The following is a 22,268-nucleotide window of genomic DNA, read 5'->3' on the forward strand; positions in this document are numbered from 1 at the left end:
GTCCATCTCTGTCTTCGAGAAAACCCAGCTACGAAGCGCCTTGAGAGCCGAAGGTTCCCAAATCGAGCAAGCATCAGATGGTAACCAATTGTTTTTGTTCGACTTCTAACCGGACACTAGTGACGTTAATGTCAGAAAAGGACACGCTGGAGATTTCAAACATTTTCGTTTTTAATAGCGGTACATTAAGCAGTTTTCTTAATAGTACTAGGAGGGCTAATGGCTTATCGTATCGAAATTTCAGATTTATTAACAACCCGCAGACGATTGGAGGAGCATTACAAATTCAATGTTCAGAATCATATAACGGAACATCCTGGGCTAGAATAACGAATCTGGAAGTCGGTGGGGTAACGGCGACAACTACGCCAGCTTTATATCTGAATTGCGAAACGCCAATTCTAGAGATAGATAGTCTTCATGTTCATGATAATCGATCTTTGGTTGGCACATACGATACCTTGATCAAATTCGGAACCGTCGACAATCGAGCCACCATCCGTCACTTGGACATGCATGACAACGTCTCCGGCGACAGCACCAGCCATGTGGGCACGGGCTTGCTGTACACTCGACGGACCAGCCTGCTGGATTCCCGCATCTATAACAACAGCGTGATACTGCCGCCCCACCCGGATGCATCGGGAACGGGCGGCAATTACGTGCTGGGTGCGATGGTGAAAAACGGGTTGGGAGACGACGTCCATTTCGAGAACCTGGTCTTCGAGAACAACCGCGTGGAAGATCTGGACGACTATTCCACTCTCCCTGCATTCGGATACACGGGCAACTATGGTCGTGAATTGTGGGCCAACGGTAACAATGTCACCGTAGATAACGTGTTGGTCCGCAACAGCCAACAACCAAACAGCATCCCCGAGACCCTGGCGGGAGATGGCATCTCGTACTCCGGCATGAGCTATACCCTGGCTTTTGGAGGAGGCAAGGTGAGTGTGAGGAATGTGTTGTTGGAAGACTGTGACGACGGCGGCATCGACTTGGGCGGTGACTCACTACTTTTGGACAATGTCATTCTGCGGAATGTGGGGCGGGCGGCGTTCTACATCGGGGACAATTTCAGTCCCCAGGCCCCACCCTACTATCGATTCCGCAACGTGCTCATCGAGAATGTCGACGTTGCGCTGAATCACCTCTCGCCGTCCTATCAACGCAACAGCCAGCAGGCGGTGCTGCAAGTCGCCGTGGCGAACGACTACCAAGGCATCGTTCCGCGCGCTGACTTTGAGAACGTGACCGTGACAGGGTGTGACGGCATGCGGCACCTGTTCAATTTCTACCAACCGATAGACCTCCACGTGCGCAATTGCCTGTTTTACGACAATAGCTATCAGCAGTTGGTCGAATGGAATCTGCCCATTACACAGGACTGGCAATACAACTTGGCCGAGGAGGCCGTGCCTGGTGAGGGCAATCTGGTAGGCCTTGATCCGTTGTTCGATCTGGAGCGTGGCGTGCCCTACCTGTCGCCGGATTCGCCCTGCGTGGATGCCGGAGCCCCAGACTTCGCCTTCAACGATGTCGAGGATCTGACCAACCCAGGCATTCCGCTCTGGCCCAGTCTGGGCGGCCTGCGCTGTGACATCGGCTACACGGGCGGACCTCACGCCAGCCTGACTCCTGACACGAATTGGGTGGCTGTGTCGCCGTGGCGGCCCATCACTGAGCCCCAGAGCTTCAGCCTGGGCGCCCCCTGGCCCAACCCCTTCAACCCGGTGACGCGCATTCCCTTCACCCTCACTCGCCCGGCGATCGTCAAGCTCAGCGTGCACAATCTGCTGGGTCAAGAGGTGGCCGTGTTGCGGAACGGCGCGCTGCCGGCCGGTACGCACTTCGCTCCCTTCCAGGCGGAGCGGATGGCCAGCGGGACCTATCTGGTCACGCTGGAGGTGGGTGGGCGGCAAGCGACTCGGACCGTTACGCTGCTGCGTTGATCCTGACGGTCAATCACTTGTGATCACGGCCTGGGGCGGCGTCAGCGGACGGGCAGCACGCTCTCGATGGCGGCCAGCAGCTCGGCGTCCAGCGGCTCCACCTTGGGCTCGAAGCGGCCCACCACCTGGCCGGCCGGGTTCACCAGGAACTTGGTGAAGTTCCATTTGATGGGGCCGCGCAGGGATTCGGCGATCTCGCTGGTCAGGGTCTTGTAGAGCGGGTGGATGCTGTCGCCCTGGACGGTCAGCTTGGCGAACATGGGGAAGTCCACCTGGAAGGTGTTCTGGCAGAACTCGAGGACCTCCTCGTTGGTCCCCGGCTCCTGGCCCAAGAAGTCGTTGCAGGGAAAGCCCATCACCACCAGCCCCTTGGCCGAGTAGCGCCGGTGCAGTTCCTCCAGGCCGGCGTACTGCTTGGTGAAGCCGCACTTGGAGGCCGTGTTGACGATGAGCAGGGCTTTGCCCTGGTAGTCCGTCATGGACTCCGTGCTGCCGTCGATGCGGGTCAATTGGTGATTCAAGCTGATGCTCCCGTTCTCCGTGCCGGCGTTGGAATCGAGCTTGCGCTGGTTCAGGCCGCAGGAACAGAGCAGGAAGAGGCCCAGGGTGGTGAGGCGGCGCAGGATGCCAGGCATGACAGCTCCTTGTTTTGGGGCGGTCAAGCTAAGTTAGTTTGACCTAAATTCGATGGGTTCCGGCCTCGACGGGTTTGTCTGTTGATTCCAGGGCACAACCGGCGCAGCTTCCGTAAAAGGTCAACTCGTGGAACTCCTGGATGTAACCCGCCGGCACCAAGGTGTTCACCTCGGGGCGGCAGCCGGCGATCTCAAACACCTTGCCGCAGCGAAAGCAGAAGAAGTGGTGATGATGGCCCTTGCCGGCCTGCTCGTAGCGGGGGGAGTCGCCGGGGATCAGCACTTCCCGCAGAAAGCCCTCGTCCAGCAGCATGCGCAGGTTACGGTAGACGGTGGCCAGGCCCAGGCGGGCCACCAATTTCTGCGCCTCGGTGAGAATTTCCAGCGGGGTCAACGGCCGGGCCTGGACCATGACAACTTCTCGAATGGCTCGCCGTTGGCGCGTATCCCGTTGCATGTTAATCCTTTCGACCTTTTGGACAACATACTATTTGACTTGTCAAAATCATCTGTGCGGATTTGGACAAAATCCTCACGACTTATTGACAACGCAAATTCATTTCATAACCTTAATGATCGTCCAGCGCGGATCCTGGCGGAATCATCCAAGCTGGGCGCGACCCGTTTCACACCTCCCAGTACAGCGGCCTCCAGCAATGGGGGCCGTTGTCGTTTCCGGCGGCAACCCCTTGGCTTGGGTTGATCATTTCAGCAGCAACACCTTGCGCGTGGCGCGCTGTTCGCCCGCCTGGACGGTCACCAGATACAGTCCGGAAGCCAATTGGCCGCCGTCCACGCGCAGCTGGTGGATTCCGGCTCCACGCAGACCTTCCCGCGAGTGGGCCACTTGCCGACCCAGCAGATCATGCACCTGCAGGCTGACCTCCAGCGGACGATCCAGTTGATAGGAAAGCGTGGTCGTCGGGTTGAAGGGATTGGGCCGCGCCTCCCCCAGCACGAAGCCGCCCGGCCGGAGCGTGGCGGACGGACCGGGCGCGACGGAAAGCTCCACGTCCAGCAGCGGAGCCAGCCGGGCCAGCCAGTCGCGCCGGCTGCTGGTGCTGGCCAGGCCGGAGATTGCCTCCAAGCCGAAGCCGGCTGCGATCACCCGGTGGGAACTGTCCTGCCAATCCAGCTGCCACATGGCCGGCTCCTGACTGTTGCGATAGCGCGCCAGCACGTGGCACAGACCGTCGGGGCACGTCAGCGAGCTGGGCGAACTCTGGTTTTGGGCCCCGCCGGCGCCGATGAGCAGGGCCGTCAAACCCGCCAACTCGCCTTCGCCGTCCACCAGCACTTCGTTCACGTCCGGGTTCAGGATCTCGATTCGATCCAGGAAGGGCGGGTCCAACAGGTCGAAGGCATCCTGCCCACAAATCAGCACGCCTGTCTGCTCGGTTTCCCGTGCCGCCAGCCATTGGGCCTCGGCATTTGAAAGCGACTGCCCGCTGGCCCCCGTCAACCAGAGCAGGCCGCGGTGGTCGGGGCGCAAGGTCGCGGGAAGGGGCGTGGCCGCCGGATCCAGCACATCGCTGAAGACGCAGAGGGAATCCAGCTGTTCGCGATAAAAGGGCAGCAGGGCGGATTGGGAGCCCGGGGCCACCAGCAGCAGCCAGGGATCCCCCACCGGCAGCTGCAGCGGGGTCTGTTGTTCCGGGTAGTGCGCGCTGTGCGAGCCGAGGATGAGATTCAGGTAGCCGATTTCGGCGGATTCCAGCCCGGCGAGCTGGACCTGGCCCAGCGGCAGTTCATGCACCATGCCACCAGCGCTCTCCGGGATCGTCTCCCACGTGCCACCAATCTCCACACCGCTACCGGAAAGGCTGAACTGGAGCTCCGTGTCCCAGCCGCCCGTGTTCTCCACCTGTAACGATAACCAGGCGCTCTCCCCCTGGGCTAGATCTCCGTCGCCGTTTCCGCCTTGACTGTCATCCAGTTCCAGCGCCAGCACGCGCCATTGAGGCGGCCCCGGCTGGGGTGGCAGGGCCTGCTGGCGACAGAGCACGGGGTGCCGATGGTTGAAGATCAGCGTGTCGAAGACGCCGGGCAGAGTCCAGCTGAACTGCTGGGTCGGCTGCTCCAGCCAAACCAGGGTGTCCAGGGTGGCCTGGCTGCTCACCAGCCGCAGGGGCACGCGCGCGCGGAAGCTGTCCAGCCGGGGATGGGATTGGCTGACCGTCAGATGGACCAGGCAATTGTCCGCCTCTTGGCGCAGTTCGGTGCGGTGCTGGTAGGTGGGGTAGCCGCCGCTATAGATCCACTGCTGAAAGAACCAGTCCAGCTCCTGGTTGCCCGCGTTCTCCAGCGCCGCCTGGTACTCGGCCGTGCCCACCGTGCCGTAGCGATGGGCGGCCTGCCAGTCCCGCTGGGCCTGCCCAAACGCCTCGTCGCCCAGCAGGTCGCGCAGCATGTGCAGAACGGAAGCCGCCTTCTCGTACTGGCTGATGTTGAACAGATCGTCGGCGGGCGGCGCGAAAATCGGCAGGTACTCGCTGTCCCAGCTGAGGTAGGTCTGCTGGATCTGTTGCAGATAGTCCAGAAAGACGGTCTCGTCGCCACTGGCAAGATGTTGGAAATACAAGGCTTCCGCGTAGGTGGCCCAGCCCTCGTTCAGCCAGACTTGGCGGAAATCCACCGGGGTCAGGGCGTCGCCCCACCACATGTGGCTCAGTTCGTGGGCGATGATGGACTCGTATTGCAGACCCGCCGCGAGGATCCCGTTGCCGATGGTCGTGCAGGTCTGGTGCTCCATGCCACCCATGCCACCGTAGATGGGCGCCTCGCCCATGGCGTAGCCCTCAAAGGGATAATCCCCCCAGAGTCCCGAAAAACACTCCAGCATCTGATCCATTCTGGAGACAGCCTGGCCGGCGGCACCCACGTGCTGGGGGTAGACGAACCAGCGAAGGGGAAGACCCTGCCACTCGTCCTCCAGGATGCTAAGCCGGCCGCAGACGATGCTAACCAGATAGCTGCTCATGGGGTGGTCGTGGCGGTAGGCCCAGGTGCTGGTGCCGTCCCCGTGCGGCTGCACGCCCTCGAGCACGCCGTTGCTCAGGGTGAAAAGCTGCTGTCCGCCCGGACGGACACGCGCCAGAGGGCCTTGTCGTGGGGCTCGTCGAAGCAGGCGATCCAGTTGCGCGTGCCCCAGGGGTCGGAGAGCGTGTAGGCGATCTGCGGCGCAACGAAGAGGCCGGTTCCGGCGTGGACCATTGGCGGCCCAGCGTACTGGAGTTCGGCCCAGAGGCTGTCGCCCGTGGCGGCGGGCTGGGCGCTCAGATCCAGCAGGAGCCGGTCGTCTTCCCGGGACCATGCCACCGGCTGCCCGTTGACCAGGGCGGAGTGGATCTCGTAGCCGCGCAAATGCAAATCCAGCAGATTCAAGGGCTCGCGCGCCACCAGCGCCACGCGGACCGTCGCTTCCAGGTGGGCTGGACTGAACTCCAGCCCCAGCGCGACCTCGTAGGACAGGGCGTCCCAGGCGTGCAGGCTGTCCTGCCGGCTGGATTCGCGGACGAAGTTTCCCGCGGTGGCAGGTGTGGCACGGTGCAGGAAGCGCCAACCGTCCCGGAAGCCGCCCCACTCCGCCGCATCGGGCCGACTCCACGCCGGCAGGGAAAGGGCGACCACCAGCAGGCCGGTCAACCAACCACGGTGGATGCGAGCGGAAGGGCGGCGCATGGTGGGGCTCCAGAATTGGGGGGCGTTGGTTGTCAGACGCCGTCGTGAGTGGCCAGCCAGCGGCGGGCCTCGTCCGGAGTGGCAAGGGCGCCCTCCAGTTGCAGCGCCTCCAGTTCGTCCAGCACGCGGCCCAGCGCCGGACCGCTCAGGCCGTGGGCCTGCAGCTCCTCGCCGCGCAGCAGGGGCGCCGGCTGCCAGTGCGCCTGGTGCCGTTCGATCAGGCGGGTCATCAACTCCAGCGGCAGATCCGGCCAAAGCCGCGGCTGCCGCAGCACGGGCAGCAGCCAGCCCCGTTCCGGTCGGCGCAACCAGCGCAGCTGATCTGCCAGCCGCAGGCGGGAAAACTCAGGCAACCAGGCGCACAGCCAGGCGACGGAGCGCGCCGCGGCCAGCTCCACGCGGGAGAAACGCAGGGCCCGGCCCAGGGCGTCCAGCCCGGCCTGGAGCTGCGGTGCCTGGTCGGGCTGCCACCCGTCCCGCCCGAAGCCGGCCACATCCAAAAGCAGGCAGAGCAGACCCTGGAAGCCCAGGGAATCAGAGAGTGGATCCCGGACCCCGCTCCAGCTCTCCAGCCAGGCCCAGTCCGCACCGGATCCCAGCTGGACGGCCCGCTTGCCGGCCAGCCGCCGGGCGTCCGTCCGCAACAGGTCGCGCAGCACGGGGCCCAGGCCGCTGGGCTCCAGCAGAACCAGGCCGCGCCGGGCCGCGGGTGCCGCGAAGAGTTTTTCCAACTCCAGCCGGACTCGCTCCAGGCTCACCACGGGGAGGTGGACGGCCTGGCGCTGGATGGCGGCCAAGGTCGCGGCATCCAGGTCGAAATCCAGTTGCGCGCTGAAGCGCAGCGCCCGCAGCATGCGCAGCCGATCTTCGCCGAAGCGGGCCTCCGGATCGCCGATGGTGCGCACCAGCCGACGCTGAATGTCGAGGCGACCCTCCACCCAGTCCAGGATTTCCTCGCGCTCCGGGTCCCAAAGCATGCCATTGATGGTGAAATCCCGCCGGGCCACGTCGGCCCGGGCGGTGGAATAGCTGACCCGGCTGGGGCGCCGGCCGTCCAGGTAACCTTCCTCCTCGCGGAAGGTGGCGACTTCGAAGGCCTGGCCCTGGTGGTGCACGATCACCACGCCGAAGGCTTCCCCCACGGCGAAGGTGCGCCGGAATAGGGCTCGCACCTGGTCGGGACGGGCGGAGGTGGCGATGTCCAGATCGCACTGCGGGCGGCCCAGCAGGTAATCCCGCACGGCGCCGCCGGCGATGTAGGCCTCGTGACCCGCGGCCCGCAGGCGGGCGATGAGCTGGACGGCGGGCCGGTAAAGTGGGGCGGGAGCGAATCCGATCATGGTATGGATGGAAACAATGCCCGGCCGCATTGGCAAGGGGTTTCGGGCCGCTCACGGGACAGAGAGCCAGCGCCGCAGAGTCCCTGAAGGTCAGTAAGCCAGAACCTGTTGAAAAAACTGCAAGTAGCTGGGCACGAGCTTTGCTCGAGAAATGGAGGACTTGCAGTCAGGAACAGGTTCACACAACCATTTCAATCGAAACATCAACACTGTTTTAGCTCTTGTGGTGCAAAGAGTGGCCCAACGCCGCGGAAGCGCAATTTGGTTGCGTGGCCTCCGCCGGTTTTTGGACACTTGGGACACCCCGGAAAAAGGAGGAAGGATGCGCAGAGCGTTGACCGGATTCGCGGTCAGCATGGCCCTGGCGGGCTCCGTGCTGGCTGGAAGCTTCTCGGACGGGCTTGAACGCTACGTGGCGGGCAAATCCTCGACGGAAAGCATCAAGGTGCTGCTCTCGTTGAAGGAGCAGGCCAAGGTGGCCGACCTGGATCAGCAGTTGCGGGATCGCAAGGCCACCCTGGCCGAGCGTCACGAGCTGGTGATCAGTGAGCTGATGTCCACCGCCACCCGGACCCAGACCGACCTGCTGAACGAGCTGGCGGCCCTGAAAACCGCGGGCAAGGTGAACGGCTTCACGCCCTACTGGATCACCAACGCCGTCGTGGTCAACGCCCCCATTTCCGTTCTGCGGCAACTGGCGGCTCGTGGCGACATCGACCTGGCGGAAGTGGACTTGGTGGTGGATGCCATCATGCCCGTGATCCCGGCCAAGGGCTTGGTCATCGAGCAGGACAACGGCAGCCGGGTGATCACCGCCGGCCTGGCGGCCATCAACGCCGACGACGTGTGGAACACTCTCGGTGTCAACGGCGCCGGCGCCCTGGTGGGCAGCATCGACACGGGCGTGGACGGCACGCACCCGGCGCTGAGCACGCGTTGGCGCGGCAACAACGGCCATCCGGTCAGCGAGTGCTGGCTGGACGCCCTGGGCCTGGGTCACGCCACGCCCCAGGACGGCAACGGCCACGGCACGCACACCACCGGCACGATGGTGGGTGGCAGCGACGTGGGCGTGGCTCCGGGCGCCATGTGGATCGCCAGCAACGTGATCGCCGGCGGCACGGGCTCCGTGTTCGACAACGCCGTGATCGCCTCCTTCCAGTTCATGGCGGATCCGGACGGCAATCCGGCCACCCTGGACGACGTGCCCGACGTGGTGCAGAACAGCTGGGGCGTCAACGAGAACTTCAGCGGTTATGTCGATTGCGACAGCCGTTGGTGGGCCGCCATCGACAACTGCGAAGCCTCGGGCGTCTGCGTGACGTTCTCGGCGGGCAACGAGGGTCCGGGCGCCGGCACCCTGCGCAGCCCGGGCGACCGCTGCGTCACCCCCTACAGCTGCTTCTCCGTGGGCGCGACGGATCCCGTCAACGGGAACGTGATCGCCAGCTTCTCTTCCCGCGGGCCCTCCACGTGCTCGCCCGCGCCCTATCCCATCAAGCCGGAAGTGTCCGCGCCGGGCGTGGACACCTACAGCACCTATCCGGGCGGCGGCTTCACGACCATGAGCGGCACGTCCATGGCCGGCCCGCACGTGGCCGGCGTGGTGGCCCTGATGCGTTCGGCCAACCCAAACGTGGACGTGAACACCATCAAGCAGATCCTGATGGACACCGCCGGTGGGGTTGAAGACAACACCTACGGCCACGGCCACATCGACGCCTACGCGGCCGTGATCGCCGTGATGGAAGGCTACGGCACGCTGGCCGGCACGGTGACCAGCTCCAGCTCGGGTCTGCCCATCGAGGGCGCCAGCGTGAGCAACACCGCCGGTCCCCAGATCTCCAGCACCAACGCCTCCGGCGCCTACAGCATGATGATGGCCGAAGGCCCCTACACCATGCAGTACTCCGCCTTCGGGTACGTGGCGCAGAATCAGGCCGTGAACATCGTGGCCGACGTCACCACCACCCAGAACGTGGCGCTGACTCCGGCCCCCTCCGCCGTGCTGTCCGGCTTCGTCTACGACGCCGACAACAACCCGGTGCCGGGTGCCACCATCGACTTCACCAACGTGATCCTGCCCAACGCCACCACCAATGCGAGCGGCTTCTACAGCACCTCCATCCCGGTGGGCTTCACCTACAACGTCACGGCCTTCAAGCCGGGCGTGGGCAGCCAGAGCCAGACCGTCACCTTCAACGCCGCGCAGACGCTGGACTTCCACCTGCCGATCTATGAAGGCTTCGAGTCGGGCAACTTCGCCGCCTTCAATTGGACCCAGGGCGGCAACGCTCCCTGGACCATCGTCAGCGACGTGGTCTACGAAGGCACCTACGCCGCCAAGAGCGGGTTGATCACCCACAGCCAGACCTCCACCATGAACATGGGGATGGCCGTTCCCAGCCCGGGCACGATCACCTTCCGCTACAAGGTGTCCTCCGAGTCCAGCTTCGACTACCTGCGCTTCTACATCGACGGCGTGCAGCAGGACGCGTGGTCGGGCGAAATCGACTGGACCCAGGCCACCTACCCGGTCGCCGTGGGCAACCACACTTTCACCTGGACCTACTCCAAGGACAGCAGCGTCGACACGGGCAGCGACTGCGCCTGGGTGGACGAGATCATCCCGCCCGACGCCGTGTATCCCAACGTCGCGGTGAATCCCCTCAGCCTGAGCGAAACCGTCTCCCCCGGTGGAACGGCTTCGGACATCGTGAACGTGAGCAACACGGGCGAAGGCGACCTGCTCTGGACCGCCAGCGTCAGCACCTTCAGCGCCGCCTCCACGGTGCCCTACCTTGAGCTGGCCAAGGGCCAGGCCGACCCGCGTCAGGGCGAAGCCGCCCGCCTGTCGGGTGGCCCGGACGCCTTCGGCTACTCCTGGAAGGATTCCAACGAGCCCGGCGGACCGGCCTTCAGCTGGTTCGACATCAGCGGCATCGGCACCGTGGTCGGCAACACCGACGACACCAACTACGGTCCCTTCAACCTGGGCTTCACCTTCAACTACTACGGCGTGGATTACAGCGCGGTGCGCGTCTGCACCAACGGCTGGCTGAGCTTCACCAGCACCAGCAACTCGCTGTCTCCCCAGGGTATCCCCAACGCGGCGGATCCCAACGCCCTGCTGGCCGGCATGATGCGCGACCTGAATCCGGGTTCCGCCGGCTCCCTGCAGTACTACGCCGACGGCGCCAACTCGCGCTTCATCGTCCAGTGGACGGGCGTTCCGGTTTACGGCACCTCGGACTACCAGACCTTCCAGATGATCCTGCACTCCGACGGTCGGATCGTCTACCAGTACCTGACCGTGGTCAATGCCACCAATTGCTCGGTGGGCATCGAGAACGAGTCGGGCACGGACGGTCTGCAAGTGGCCTTCAACACGGCCTACCTGACGAACAACCTGGCCATCGAATTCGCCGCCACGACGCCCTGGCTGAGCGTGACCCCGTCCTCGGGCACGGTGGTTCCCAGCGGCAGCGGCAGCTTCTCGGTGGGCTACAACGCCACCGACATCGCCTTCGGCACCTTCACGGGCCAGGTGAACTTCAGCTGCAACGACGCGGACACCCCGAGCATCACCATTCCGGTGACCATGATCGTCTCCGGCGTGGACAACACGGCGCCGATCATCACGCACACGGCCCTGGGCAACACCGAAAACACCGTGGGTCCCTACGCGGTGAACGCCAACGTGACCGACCCGTCCGGTCTGCAGTCCGTCACCCTCAGCTACCGGCTGAACGGCGGCGCCTGGACCAACGTGGCCATGAGCGGCGGCCCGAACTACACGGCCAACATCCCCGGCCAGCCCTTCGTCACCACCGTGGACTACTACGTCACGGCCGTTGACAACAGCGCCAACCACAACGTCGGCACCTCCGCCACCTATTCCTTCCAGGTGGTGGACGCCAGCCTGCCGGTCATCGTCCACACCCCGCTGGTGAACACCCAGGACGTCACGGGCCCCTACGTGGTCAACGCGGACGTCACGGACAACGCCGGCCTGACTTCGGTCACCCTGGCCTACCGCATCAACGGCGGCGCCTGGACCAACGTGGCCATGACCGGTGGCCCGACCTACACGGCCAACCTGGCCGGCCGTCCCATCGGCACGGTGATCGACTACACCATCACGGCCGTGGACGCCAGCCCGGCGCACAACACCGCGGTCACGGCGATCAACACCTTCACCATCCTGCCCCCCGCGGGTCTGGAATATTGCCAGAACTTCGAAGTGGGCACGCTGGATGACTGGACCTCCGTCAACCTCGGCGCCGGCAACGAGTGGGGTCCCTCCTCCTACGGCGCGCAGGGCTACACGGCGTACATCCAGTACAGTTCCTCCACCCAGGAAGACCATGCCGCGCTGGTGAGTCCGGTCTTCGACTGCAGTGGCCAGGTCACGGTCCAGCTGGACTTCTGGCAGTATCTGCGGATGGGTTACGCCGGTTACTGGTCGGATGCCTACGTGCGCGGTTCCACCGACGGTGGCGCCACCTGGACCCAGCTGATCGCCGAGTGGCACTCCACCGATGGCGGCGGCACCGAGTTCATCCTGGAAGGGCTGTACAACTACGACCTGACCAGCTGGGCCGCGGGCCAGGCCAACGTCAAGATCATGTTCGAGTTCATCGACCTCTATGACTGGTACTGGCATGTGGACGACATCTGCATCACCGGCACCCTGCCGGCCAATCCGGATCCTGTTGTGCTGAGCATCGCCTACGCGGGCAGCCTGGCCAACCTGAGCTGGACGGCCGTCGCCGGCGCCACCAGTTACGATGTCTACTCCGCCCCGGCCATGGACGGCACCTACACCCTCCTGGCCAACACCACGGGCCTGGCCTACTCCGTTCCGGTCACCACGGGCACCAAGGTGTTCCAGGTTGTGACCCGCAACGACGCGGCGGCCGTGGCGACGGTGAACAGCAATCCGCTGGCCCGTCCGGTCACGGAGACGGAGCGCGCGCGCTTCACCAAGTAAGCGGGCCGCATTCGGTTCCCAACCAGCCCCCCGCGAGCCGTCGCGGGGGGCTTTTTTCATCGTCGGGCCGGGGCACGCTCTTTGCGGCCTCGGATCCTGAGCTTGTTCAGCACTCGTGCCAGCCGTGCTGCCGATTTGGGATGTGATCCTTCCGGCAGCGCTCTGTCTCGAACCTGAATTGTCCTCGCCCGGGGCGGGGGGCGATCGTGCTGGCCAAAGCGACCAATTCTGCACAAGCTGTTCTAGCGACAAGGATGACTCAGCATGAAGCGTTGCCTGACTTTGGGAAGCCTGGTTCTGGCCCTGGCCGGAGCCGCCGCGGCGGGACAGTTCTCCGCCGGGCTGGAGAGATTGGCCGCCGGCCGGTCCGCCGACGAAGCGCTGACGGTTCTGCTGTCCCTGCGCGAGCAGGCGGACATCGCGGGCCTGGACGCCGACCTGCACGCCCGGCGGGCCACGCGCGCCGCCCGGCATGAGGCCGTGGTGCGCAGCCTGAAGGAGCGGGCCGCCTCCAGCCAGCAGGATCTGCTGCGCAGCCTGGAGCAGTTGCGGCGTACGGGCAAAGTCCAGGGCTACACGTCTTACTGGATCACCAACGCGGTGCTGGTCAAGGCGCCGCTGGGCGTGCTGCGCGAACTGGCCGCCCGGGCCGACGTGGCGCTGGTCGAGCCCGAGCTGCTGGTGGAGCTGATCGATCCCATCCTGCCCGCCACGCCGGGGGAGCGCGCGCCTGGCGACGGCCAGCGCACGCCGGAGCCCGGGGTGTTGGCCGTTCGCGCCCAGGAAGTCTGGAATCAGCTGGGCGTCACGGGTTCGGGCGCGCTGGTGGGCGGCATCGACACGGGCGTGCTGGGCACGCACGCGGCGCTTTCCTCCCGCTGGCGGGGCAACAACGGGCATCCCACGGCGGAGTGCTGGCTGGACGCCGCCGGCCTGGGCCACACGACGCCCAACGACGGCCACGGCCACGGCACGCACACCATGGGCACCATGGTGGGCGGCGCTCCGGGCCTGGAAGTGGGCGTGGCTCCCGGAGCCCAGTGGATCGCCAGCAATTGCATCAACATGAGCACGGGCGGCGGCTTCGACAACGCCGTGATCGCCTCCTTCCAGTTCATGGCCGATCCGGACGACGATCCGGGCACCATCGACGATGTGCCGGACGTGGTGCAGAACAGCTGGGGCGTCAACGAGGGCTTCAGCGGTTACTTCGACTGCGACAGCCGCTGGTGGGCGGCCATCGACAACTGCGAAGCCGCGGGCGTCTGCGTCACCTGGTCCGCGGGCAACGAAGGTCCAAGCGCCACCACGCTGCGCAGCCCGGGCGACCGCGCGCTGACTCCCTACAACTGCTTCTCCGTGGGCGCCACCGACCCCACCGCGCCTTACACTATCGCCAGCTTCTCCTCCCGCGGTCCCTCCGGCTGCGGCGGCGCCTTCGCCATGAAGCCTGAAGTGAGCGCGCCGGGCGTGGACACCTACAGCTGCTACAACAACGGCAGCTACACGACCATGAGCGGCACGTCCATGGCCGGCCCGCACGTGGCTGGCGTGGTGGCCCTGATGCGCTCGGCCAACCCGGACATCGAAGTGGACGCCATCAAGCAGATCCTGATGGACACGGCGGTGGATCTGGGCCCGGCGGGCGAGGACAACGCCTACGGCCACGGGTTTGTGGACGCTTACGAGGCCGTCCTGGCCGCGCTGTCCGGCTTCAACGACACCTATCCCCCCAACATCACGCCGGCCAGTTTGGATCAGGTGCTGGCGGCCCAGCCCCAGACGGTGGGCGCGCAGATCACCGACGCCAGCGGCCTGGCCTCCGTGACCCTGGCCTGGCGCCTGCCGGAACAGGCCTGGAACAACGTGGCCATGACCCAGAGCGGCTCCAGCTGGTCGGGCCAAATTCCGGGTCAGACCGGCGGCAGCGTGGTGGAGTATTTCATCACGGCCGTGGACGGCTCGGAGAACGCCAACAGCGCCAGCACGTCCGTCGCCAGTTACGCGGTCTACACCCTCCTGTTCGCCGAAGGCTTCAACGGCACCAGCACCTTCACCCACGAGGGGGGCGGCGGACTCACGGACCAGTGGCATCTGGAGTCGGCCCGGGCCTATGAGGGCACCCAGAGCTGGAAGTTCGGCGGGACGGGTTCGGCTAACTACGCGGACAACGCGGGCGGCGTGCTCAGCAGCCCGGTGCTGACCCTGCCGGCGGGTGCCACGGAGATCGTGGCCAGCGTGCGCAGCTGGCTGGCGGCGGAAACCTCCGGGGCCTATCCGGATTCCTGCTACGACGGCGGCGTGCTGCAGCTGAGCCTGGACGGCGGTCCCTGGCAGGACGCCCTGCCCAGCCCCGACTACACGCACGACCTGCGCAACCGCACCTCTACCGCGGCCCTGGTGGCCTGGTTGGGCGTGCCCCGGCCGATGTTCAGCGGCAGCGCCGACTGGACGCGCCTGAACGTCAACGTGCCCTTCGGCACCACCACCGTCCAGCTGCGCTGGCTGTTCGGCACGGACACGGGCACCACGCGCGAGGGCTGGTACCTGGACGACTTCAAGCTGCTGGCCCTGCTGCCCGTGTCGGCCGGCTTGCCGGTCAACGATCTGGGCATCGTCTGGTCGGGGGGCGTGGTCACGTTGAACTGGAGCCCCCAGCCGGGCGCCCTGGCCTACCGCGTGTACGGCGGCACCCAGCCCTGGGACGTGGATCCGCCCCTGCTGGGCGAAGTGCCCGTTCCCGGCTTCCAGCTGAACGAAGCCGGATCCATGCGCTTCTATCAAGTGCGCGTGGTCTACTGATCTGATCGTCAAACCCGGCAGGCCAGGTGCTGACCCTGACCATGCTGGGCTGAACAGGCAAGCGCCGGATTCCCCACGGGGATCCGGCGCTTTTTTGTCACGCTGGCGGGCCTGAGGCGGGCCTGACGATTTCTAGAGGAACATGGCCCGGCAGATCCAGACCGCGGTCAGGATGCCCACGCAGTCTGCCAGCAAACCGGCCACCACCGCGTGCCGCGTGCGTCGGATGCCCACGGAGCCGAAGTAGACGGCCAGCACATAGAAGGTGGTCTCCGTGGAGCCGTAGATGGTGGAGGCGATCCGCCCGATGAGCGAGTCCGGCCCGTGGACCTGGATCAGCTCCGTCACCAGACCCAGGCTGCCGGAGCCCGAGAGCGGACGCATCAAGGCCACCGGCAGGACCTCCGCCGGCAGGCCGATCCGCTCGGTCAAGGGGGCCAACAGGCCGGCCAGCAGGTCCAGGGCGCCGGAGGCGCGAAACATGCCGATGGCCACCAGGATCGCCACCAGATAGGGAATGATTCGCAGGGCCGTCTCGAAGCCGCCCTTGGCGCCCTCCACGAATTCCTCGTATAGGCGGACCTTGCGGGCCACGGCCAGCACCGGAATGGCCACGAAGAGGAAGGGCACCATGGCGTAGGAGAAGGTGTCGATGGCGGGGCGCAGCGCGTCAAGCATCGTTCACCTCCCCGGCACGGCGGGCCGGAAAGAAGCGCTGGAGCAGGCGGCTGCCCAGGATGGCCGTCACCGTGGCGCAGCCCGAGGCGATCAACGTGGTGCCCACGATCTCGGCCGGGTTGGCGCTGCCCGCGCCGGCGCGCAGGGCGATGATGGTGGCCGGGATCAGCGTGATGCTGGCCGTGTTGATGGCCAGGAAGGTCACCTGACTGTTGCTGGCCGTGTCCTTCAGCGGGTTCAGCTCCTGCAACTGCTCCATGGCCTTGAGGCCCAGCGGCGTCGCGGCGTTGCCCAACCCCAGCCAGGAGGCGCTGACATTGAGCAGGATGCTGCCCAATGCCGGGTGGCCGTCGGGAATCTCCGGGAAGATGCGGCGGAAGATGGGCTTCAAGGCCCGGGCCAGCAGCTGGATCAAGCCGGCCTTTTCCGCCACACGCATCAGGCCCAGCCACAGGCTCATCACGCCGATGAGCGAGATGGCGATGGTCACCGCGGTTCCCGCCATATCGAAGGCTGCTTTGGTGACTTCATCCAGGCGGCCGGTGAAGGCCCCCACCACCACGCTGCCCACCACCAGCGCCAACCAGATCCAGGTCAGCATGGCTCCTCCCTCGCTAGCCCTCGAGACCCCGGACCGCGCGCCAGCGGGCGCGGATCCGCGTCGTGTCGGGGCTCAACGTACCACTTGCCCGGGAGCGGAAGAATCGTTCACTTTTAACCCCTGTGTGTGCGCCAGATCACACGCTGGAAAGCCAGTAAAACAGAATGGGGTGACGGATCCCGCACAGTGCTGCGCAGAATTGGGCGGGGGTTCAGCGCTGACCGTGTTGATGGGTAAGGAGTTTATTTTTGGCACGCGCTTGGCCTATGCAAAGCTGAATTAGCTTTGTCCAACCGCAGGGGCGGGTGGGCGCCGGACGCAAGTCCGGGTGCGGTGCGTCGGATAGGCAGCCGACTCTAGCAGAACAGCCCGGATTCCAGTCCGGGCTTTCTTTCTCCCCGCTCCCCCCCGCAATTGCTTACTTTTTCCCCGTTCGAGCCAATCAACTTCAACCGCCATGGGGTGGATGATTTATACAGGGGAATTCAATGTCAAGGCAAGCCCACACCACCTTTTTGAAGGACTACCAACCCAGCGCCTGGCTGGTGGACTCCGTCGACCTCGTTCTGGATCTGCAGGCCGACCATACCCTGGTGCGGGCCCGGCTGGCCGTGCGCAAGAACCCCGCGGGCCCCGGCGGCCCCCTCTGCCTGCAGGGCGAGGACGTGGAACTGGTGGGTCTGGCGGTGGACGACGCGGTGCCGCCCGCCGGCAGCTGGCGGCTTGAGGAGGGCGGCCTGGTGGTGGAGGGTCTGCAGGATCGGCACGTGCTGGAGATCCTGACCCGCATCAATCCGGACGGCAACACGGAGTTGTCCGGGCTCTACCGATCCGACGGCATCTACTGCACCCAGTGCGAGGCCGAGGGCTTCCGCCGCATCACCTACTTCCTCGACCGGCCGGACGTGATGGCCTTGTACTCCACGACCATCCAGGCGGACAAGTCGAGCTGCCCGGTCCTCTTGTCCAACGGCAACCTGGTGGCCCAGGGCGAGCTGGAGAACGGGCGGCACTGGGCCCGTTGGCAGGATCCCTTCCCCAAGCCCTGTTATCTCTTCGCCATGGTGGCCGGTCCGCTGGAGTTCATCGAGGACCACTTTGTCACCTGCACCGGGCGCAGCGTCACGCTGCGGATCTTCACGGAGCCGCACAACGTGCACAAGTGCGGCTTCGCCATGGAATCCCTCAAGCACGCGATGGCCTGGGACGAGCGGGCCTATGGTCGCGAGTACGATCTGGACATCTTCATGATCGTGGCCGTGGACGCCTTCAACATGGGCGCCATGGAGAACAAGGGTCTCAACATTTTCAACGCCGCCCTGGTGCTGGCCCAACCCGAAGCCACCACGGACGACGAGTTCGCCCGCATCGCGAGCGTCGTGGCCCACGAGTACTTCCACAATTGGACGGGCAACCGGATCACCTGCCGCGACTGGTTCCAGATCACGCTCAAGGAAGGCTTGACCGTGTTCCGGGATCAGGAGTTCTCGGCCGACTTGGGCTCACGCGCCGTCTGCCGGATCAAGGACGTGCAGACGCTGCGCTCGCGGCAGTTCCCCGAGGACGCCAGCCCGATGGCTCACGCGATCCAGCCGGTGAGCTACCAGAAGATCGACAACTTCTACACGGCCACGGTTTACGAAAAGGGCGCGGAGATCATCCGCATGCTGCACACCCTGCTGGGCGCGGAGGCCTACCGCAAGGGTACGGACACCTACTTCCAGCGCCACGACGGGCAGGCGGTGACCACGGAGGATTTCGTGGCCGCCCTGGAGGCCGGCAGCGGCGTGGACCTGACGCAGTTCCGGCGCTGGTATCGCCAGATGGGCACGCCCCGGGTCCAGGTGAGCGAGTACTGGGACGCCGCGGCGGGCGAACTGCGGCTGCAGCTGGAGCAGACGGTGCCCGGCTGGTCGGGTGAAGTGCTGGGCCCCCTGCACATTCCGATCGTGGTGGGCCTGCTGGACGAACAGGGCCGCGAGCTGCCCGTGCAGCTGCGGGGCGAAAGCGCCGGCCAGGCGGGCAATCGTCTGCTGGAGCTGCGCGAACAGCGACAGACTTTCACCTTCACGGGTCTGGATGCCCGCCCGCACCTCTCGCTGTTGCGCAATTTCAGCGCGCCGATTCGGCTGGAGCGCGAACAGGACGAACGCGAACTGGGCTTCTTGCTGGCCCATGACCGCAATCCCTTCGCCCGCTGGGAAGCCGGCCAGCGCCTCTATCTGTCGTCCCTGCTGCAGTGCGTGGAGAATCTGCGTCAGCGGCGGCCCGCCTCGGTGAGCCCAGACATGGTCCAGGCTTGGCGGAGCACGCTGGCCGACGCCGATCAGGATCCGGCCTTCATCGCGCTGGCACTGGCGCTGCCCGGGTACGCCGTGCTGGAGCAGGAGCTGGACGTGGTGCCCGTGGAGCTGCTGCTGCAGTCCTTGGAACTGCACCGCCAGACCCTGGCGCGCACTTGCCGGGACGACCTGCACGCCCTCTACAGCCGCTACAGTCGGGAACTGGAGTCCCGGCCTTATGCCCGCGCCCCGCGGGATGTGGGCATGCGGGCCTTGAAGAATCTCTGCCTGATCATGCTCTCCGAATTGGCGGACTCCGAGCCCGCCCAGCTGGCTCTGCGCCAGTACCAGCAGGCCGGTTGCATGACGGACGCCATGGCCGCGCTGGCGGCCCTGACCCACACCACCGCGCCGGAACGCCAGGAGGCCCTGCAGGATTTCGCCCGCCGCTGGGGGAGCAATCCGGTGGTGATGAATTCCTGGTTCAGCGTCCAGGCCGTCTCGCGGCGGGAGGACACCCTGGAGCAGATCCAGGAGCTGCTGGGGCATCCGGCCTTCGATCTGCGCAACCCCAACAAGGTGCGCGCCCTGCTGATGGCCTTCGCCGTCAACAATCCCACCCGCTTCCACGAACAGGACGGCCGGGCCTATGCCTTCTTCACGGATCGCCTGCTGGAGGTGGACGCCCTGAACTCGCACATGGGCGCCGCCATGGTGCGGCCGCTGATGTCCTGGCGGCGCTTCGAACCGCAGCGGGGCGCCCAGTTGAAGGCGCAGCTGGAGCGGGCCGCCGCGGCGGAGAAGCTCTCGCCCAACGCCTATGAGATCGTGTCCCGCAGCCTGGCGCAGGTGTAAGCGTGCGCCCCAGCTGGGACGAGTATTTCCTGGGCCTGGTGCGCGAAGTGGCCAAGCGGGCCACCTGCGACCGAGGGATGAGCGGCTGCCTGATCGTCCGCGACAAGCGCATCATCTGCACGGGCTACGTGGGCTCGCCGCCGGGCAGCCCTCATTGCGACGAGGCCGGCCATCTGCTGAAGACCGTGATGGACGAAGAGGGCCAGGTCAGCCAGCACTGCGTGCGCACCATCCACGCCGAGCAGAACGCCATCTGCCAGGCGGCCCGCCACGGCACGGCGCTGGACGGCGCCACCCTCTACTGCACCATGGAGCCCTGCCGCACGTGCGCCATGCTCATCGTCAGCGTGGGGATCACGCGCGTGGTGGCGGAGCGCATGTACCATGCCGCGCAGGATTCGCGGGAGATCTTCCGTGCTGCCGGCGTGGAGTTGACGGTGGTGACGCCGGAGGTGCAGCGTTACGATCGGCAATGAAGGGCCCGGGCGGCCCCGGCGGCTGCGTCGGCAGGCACTCAACGTCGGGCTGAGTTGCCCGCAGTGCCGCATGCTGGCGGATTTGTGCGTGTGTGGGTTGGTGCCGCGCCGAACCCTGCGCACCAAGCTGGTGCTGGTGATCCACCACCTCGAGGTCAAGCGGCAAAGCAACACCGGCCGCCTGGCGCTGGCGGCCCTGGACAACCTGGAGATCCGGCTGCGCGGCCGGCGGGATCAGCCGCTGGACCTGAGCGATTTGCTGGATCCCGCCCGTCGGCCCCTGCTGCTCTATCCCTCGGCCGACGCCCTGCCGCTGGACGCCGCCTGCGCGGCGGCGGATGAGCGGCCGGTGACCCTGTTCGTTCCTGACGGCACCTGGAACCTGGCCCGCAAGATCCCCCTGCGCCAGCCTGAGTTGCGCGACATTCCGCGCGTCTGCCTGCCCTTCGAGACTCCATCCGAGTACCGGCTGCGGAGCGCGCCCCATCCCCATCAGCTGTCCACCCTGGAAGCCATCGCCCGCGCCCTGGGGGTGCTGGACGGCGCCGAAGTCCGCGCCGATCTGGAGCGCCTGTTCCGCGTGGCCCGGGACCGCGTCCTCTGGAGTCAGGGCAAGCTGCCCGAATCCGAGGTGGAAGGCGGCCTGGAGTTCCGGGTTGCCCGGCTGATCTGAGCGCGCACGCCCCAATCGACGACAACGCCCGCCATGAAAAAGCCCGACGCCTGTAAACAGGGGCCGGGCGCGAGTACGTTGGGGATAGTCGGGGGAGGCTGGACCCGAAGGCCCTTCACGCTTGTGGGGACAAGGTGAAAAAAAACCGGGCCTCCCGCAGGAGGCCCGGTTCCGATCGATCGGGAATTACTTGATCAGGACCATCTTGCGGGTCTCGCTGACACCAGCCGTCTCGAAGGTGTAGAAGTACACGCCCGAGTTCAGGTTGGAGGCGTCGAAGACCACGTTCTGCTCGCCGCGGGCCATCAGGCCGTTGACCAGCGTGGCGACTTCACGACCGGCCAGGTCGAAGACCTTCAGGCTCGCCGCGCCCGTCTCGGGCATGGTGAAGGAAATCGTGGTGGTCGGGTTGAAGGGGTTCGGGAAATTCTGGGCCAGGGTGTAGGCCACCGGCGCATCGGGGCTGCTCACTTCGTAGCCGTTGTCGTCGGTCACGTAGAGGCAGATGTCGTCGATGTACTGGAAGCAACCCTGATCGGCGAAGCCGCCGAAGCCCACATAACCGGAGGACGGGCCGCTGACCGTGGTCCAGGGCAGCACGTTCACTTCGCTCAGCATCTCGAACAGGTCGATGCGGACCTTCTGGTTCAGCTCGTCGTAGCGGACGCGCAGCAGGTGGAAGTTGCTGTCATAGACGGGCAGCACGGCGCTGGTCACCAGGGCGCCGTCATCGTACACCTCGATGGAGGAGGTGGAACCCGTGCGGTCGATAATGAAGGACAGGCCGGAAGCCAGGACTTCGCCCGCGGGGGCGGCCGTGAGGGCCGTCGGGGTGATGTAGTAGCCCAGGGCGTCCGCGCACTCGCTGGCGGCGAAGTAGAAGGTCATGTCCAGCACCAAGCCGTCATAGCTGTAGCTGGCCGGGCTCTGCAGGTAGGTCGGGACATTGCCCATGCCCGTCAGCCGCAGGACGTGGTAGTTCTGCACCACGGCGGGGTCGCCGATGGCCGGGAACTCGGTGTAGTTCGGGTTCTGCGGATCGGCCGGCATGCAGAAGCACTCGTTCCAGACGAAGTCCGCGTTCAGGGAAGACGTGATGTAGGCACCGGGGTGGAACGGGAAACCAACCCCACCCTCGACCTCGGGTTCAACCACGGGATGACCCGCGAAGGCCAAGCCCGCCATCGTGATCGAGACCGTAAGCAACGTGACGAAACGCTTCATTGTGAAGCCCCCTTCTTGATTTGCGACACGGCTCCACCGGTCCTGCTAATTGGACCAAGCGGACACGCGTATCGCG

At 65.6% G+C, this 22,268-nt stretch carries 14 protein-coding genes; 6 read left to right on the forward strand and 8 right to left on the reverse strand.

The genetic code is table 11. From position 1 onward, the window contains the following. Positions 1 to 461: 461 nt before the first annotated feature. Positions 462 to 1,952 (forward strand): T9SS type A sorting domain-containing protein, encoded by a 1,491-nt coding sequence (locus tag WC326_05070; protein ID MFA7330429.1) that lies wholly within the window; start codon positions 462 to 464, stop codon positions 1,950 to 1,952. A 41-nt stretch (positions 1,953 to 1,993) separates the two neighbouring features. On the opposite strand, the gene WC326_05075 is transcribed toward WC326_05070, so the two are convergent. The 5 genes from WC326_05075 to WC326_05095 form a co-directional block, all read right to left on the reverse strand. Continuing rightward, positions 1,994 to 2,587 carry a glutathione peroxidase gene (locus WC326_05075; protein MFA7330430.1) on the reverse strand — a complete coding sequence of 198 codons (594 nt, stop codon included), beginning with the start codon at positions 2,585 to 2,587 and terminating at the stop codon, positions 1,994 to 1,996. 43 nt (positions 2,588 to 2,630) lie between these two features. After that, entirely contained in the window at positions 2,631 to 3,044 is a 414-nt protein-coding gene (locus tag WC326_05080; GenBank protein MFA7330431.1) for a transcriptional repressor, read from the reverse strand. Positions 3,045 to 3,290: 246 nt separating this feature from the next. After that, positions 3,291 to 5,633, reverse strand: a complete 2,343-nt coding sequence (locus tag WC326_05085; protein ID MFA7330432.1) for a M1 family aminopeptidase — start codon at positions 5,631 to 5,633, stop codon at positions 3,291 to 3,293. A gap of 8 nt (positions 5,634 to 5,641) precedes the next feature. Beyond that, positions 5,642 to 6,268 (reverse strand): hypothetical protein, encoded by a 627-nt coding sequence (locus tag WC326_05090; protein ID MFA7330433.1) that lies wholly within the window; start codon positions 6,266 to 6,268, stop codon positions 5,642 to 5,644. 32 nt (positions 6,269 to 6,300) lie between these two features. Next, positions 6,301 to 7,608 (reverse strand): hypothetical protein, encoded by a 1,308-nt coding sequence (locus WC326_05095; GenBank protein MFA7330434.1) that lies wholly within the window; start codon positions 7,606 to 7,608, stop codon positions 6,301 to 6,303. Between the two features lie 322 nt (positions 7,609 to 7,930). On the opposite strand from WC326_05095, the gene WC326_05100 reads away from it, so the two are divergent. Next, a complete protein-coding gene (locus WC326_05100) occupies positions 7,931 to 12,601 on the forward strand; it encodes a S8 family serine peptidase (GenBank protein MFA7330435.1) in 4,671 nt (1,556 codons plus the stop codon). A gap of 264 nt (positions 12,602 to 12,865) precedes the next feature. Beyond that, the gene (locus tag WC326_05105; protein MFA7330436.1) at positions 12,866 to 15,403 is read left to right on the forward strand and encodes a S8 family serine peptidase; all 2,538 of its coding nucleotides are present in this window, start codon (positions 12,866 to 12,868) and stop codon (positions 15,401 to 15,403) included. Between the two features lie 132 nt (positions 15,404 to 15,535). Here the strand turns inward: WC326_05105 and WC326_05110 are convergent, their stop codons facing one another. Both WC326_05110 and WC326_05115 read right to left on the reverse strand, forming a co-directional pair. Further along, positions 15,536 to 16,081 (reverse strand): spore maturation protein, encoded by a 546-nt coding sequence (locus WC326_05110; protein ID MFA7330437.1) that lies wholly within the window; start codon positions 16,079 to 16,081, stop codon positions 15,536 to 15,538. Then, complete coding sequence (locus tag WC326_05115) at positions 16,074 to 16,682, reverse strand: nucleoside recognition domain-containing protein (protein MFA7330438.1); 609 nt, start codon at positions 16,680 to 16,682, stop codon at positions 16,074 to 16,076. Before WC326_05115 ends, WC326_05110 begins: the two co-directional genes overlap by 8 nt. 488 nt (positions 16,683 to 17,170) lie before the next feature. Between WC326_05115 and pepN the strand changes: the two genes are divergently transcribed. Genes pepN through WC326_05130 form a run of 3 tightly spaced genes read left to right on the forward strand, consistent with a single transcriptional unit; the run spans position 17,171 to position 20,968 of the window. Continuing rightward, on the forward strand, positions 17,171 to 19,819 hold the full coding sequence (gene pepN, locus WC326_05120; protein ID MFA7330439.1) for an aminopeptidase N: 2,649 nt from the start codon (positions 17,171 to 17,173) through the stop codon (positions 19,817 to 19,819). A 2-nt stretch (positions 19,820 to 19,821) separates the two neighbouring features. Next, positions 19,822 to 20,295 carry a cytidine/deoxycytidylate deaminase family protein gene (locus WC326_05125; GenBank protein ID MFA7330440.1) on the forward strand — a complete coding sequence of 158 codons (474 nt, stop codon included), beginning with the start codon at positions 19,822 to 19,824 and terminating at the stop codon, positions 20,293 to 20,295. 49 nt (positions 20,296 to 20,344) lie between these two features. Beyond that, a complete protein-coding gene (locus tag WC326_05130; protein ID MFA7330441.1) occupies positions 20,345 to 20,968 on the forward strand; it encodes a tRNA-uridine aminocarboxypropyltransferase in 624 nt (207 codons plus the stop codon). A gap of 186 nt (positions 20,969 to 21,154) precedes the next feature. On the opposite strand, the gene WC326_05135 is transcribed toward WC326_05130, so the two are convergent. Further along, on the reverse strand, positions 21,155 to 22,192 hold the full coding sequence (locus WC326_05135; GenBank protein ID MFA7330442.1) for a T9SS type A sorting domain-containing protein: 1,038 nt from the start codon (positions 22,190 to 22,192) through the stop codon (positions 21,155 to 21,157). Between the last annotated feature and the right edge of the window lie 76 nt (positions 22,193 to 22,268).

This window comes from Candidatus Delongbacteria bacterium (assembly GCA_041675285.1).
In the GTDB taxonomy this organism is placed as follows: domain Bacteria; phylum CAIWAD01; class CAIWAD01; order CAIWAD01; family CAIWAD01; genus CAIWAD01.

Excerpts from the sequence above, each read along its gene's own strand:
- WC326_05075 (MFA7330430.1), bottom strand. The coding sequence starts at position 2,587 with ATGCCTGGCATCCTGCGCCGCCTCACCACCCTGGGCCTCTTCCTGCTC.
- WC326_05080 (MFA7330431.1), bottom strand. The coding sequence starts at position 3,044 with ATGCAACGGGATACGCGCCAACGGCGAGCCATTCGAGAAGTTGTCATG.
- WC326_05090 (MFA7330433.1), bottom strand. The coding sequence starts at position 6,268 with ATGCGCCGCCCTTCCGCTCGCATCCACCGTGGTTGGTTGACCGGCCTG.
- WC326_05095 (MFA7330434.1), bottom strand. The coding sequence starts at position 7,608 with ATGATCGGATTCGCTCCCGCCCCACTTTACCGGCCCGCCGTCCAGCTC.
- WC326_05100 (MFA7330435.1), top strand. The coding sequence starts at position 7,931 with ATGCGCAGAGCGTTGACCGGATTCGCGGTCAGCATGGCCCTGGCGGGC.
- WC326_05105 (MFA7330436.1), top strand. The coding sequence starts at position 12,866 with ATGAAGCGTTGCCTGACTTTGGGAAGCCTGGTTCTGGCCCTGGCCGGA.
- WC326_05110 (MFA7330437.1), bottom strand. The coding sequence starts at position 16,081 with ATGCTTGACGCGCTGCGCCCCGCCATCGACACCTTCTCCTACGCCATG.
- WC326_05115 (MFA7330438.1), bottom strand. The coding sequence starts at position 16,682 with ATGCTGACCTGGATCTGGTTGGCGCTGGTGGTGGGCAGCGTGGTGGTG.
- pepN (MFA7330439.1), top strand. The coding sequence starts at position 17,171 with ATGTCAAGGCAAGCCCACACCACCTTTTTGAAGGACTACCAACCCAGC.
- WC326_05135 (MFA7330442.1), bottom strand. The coding sequence starts at position 22,192 with ATGAAGCGTTTCGTCACGTTGCTTACGGTCTCGATCACGATGGCGGGC.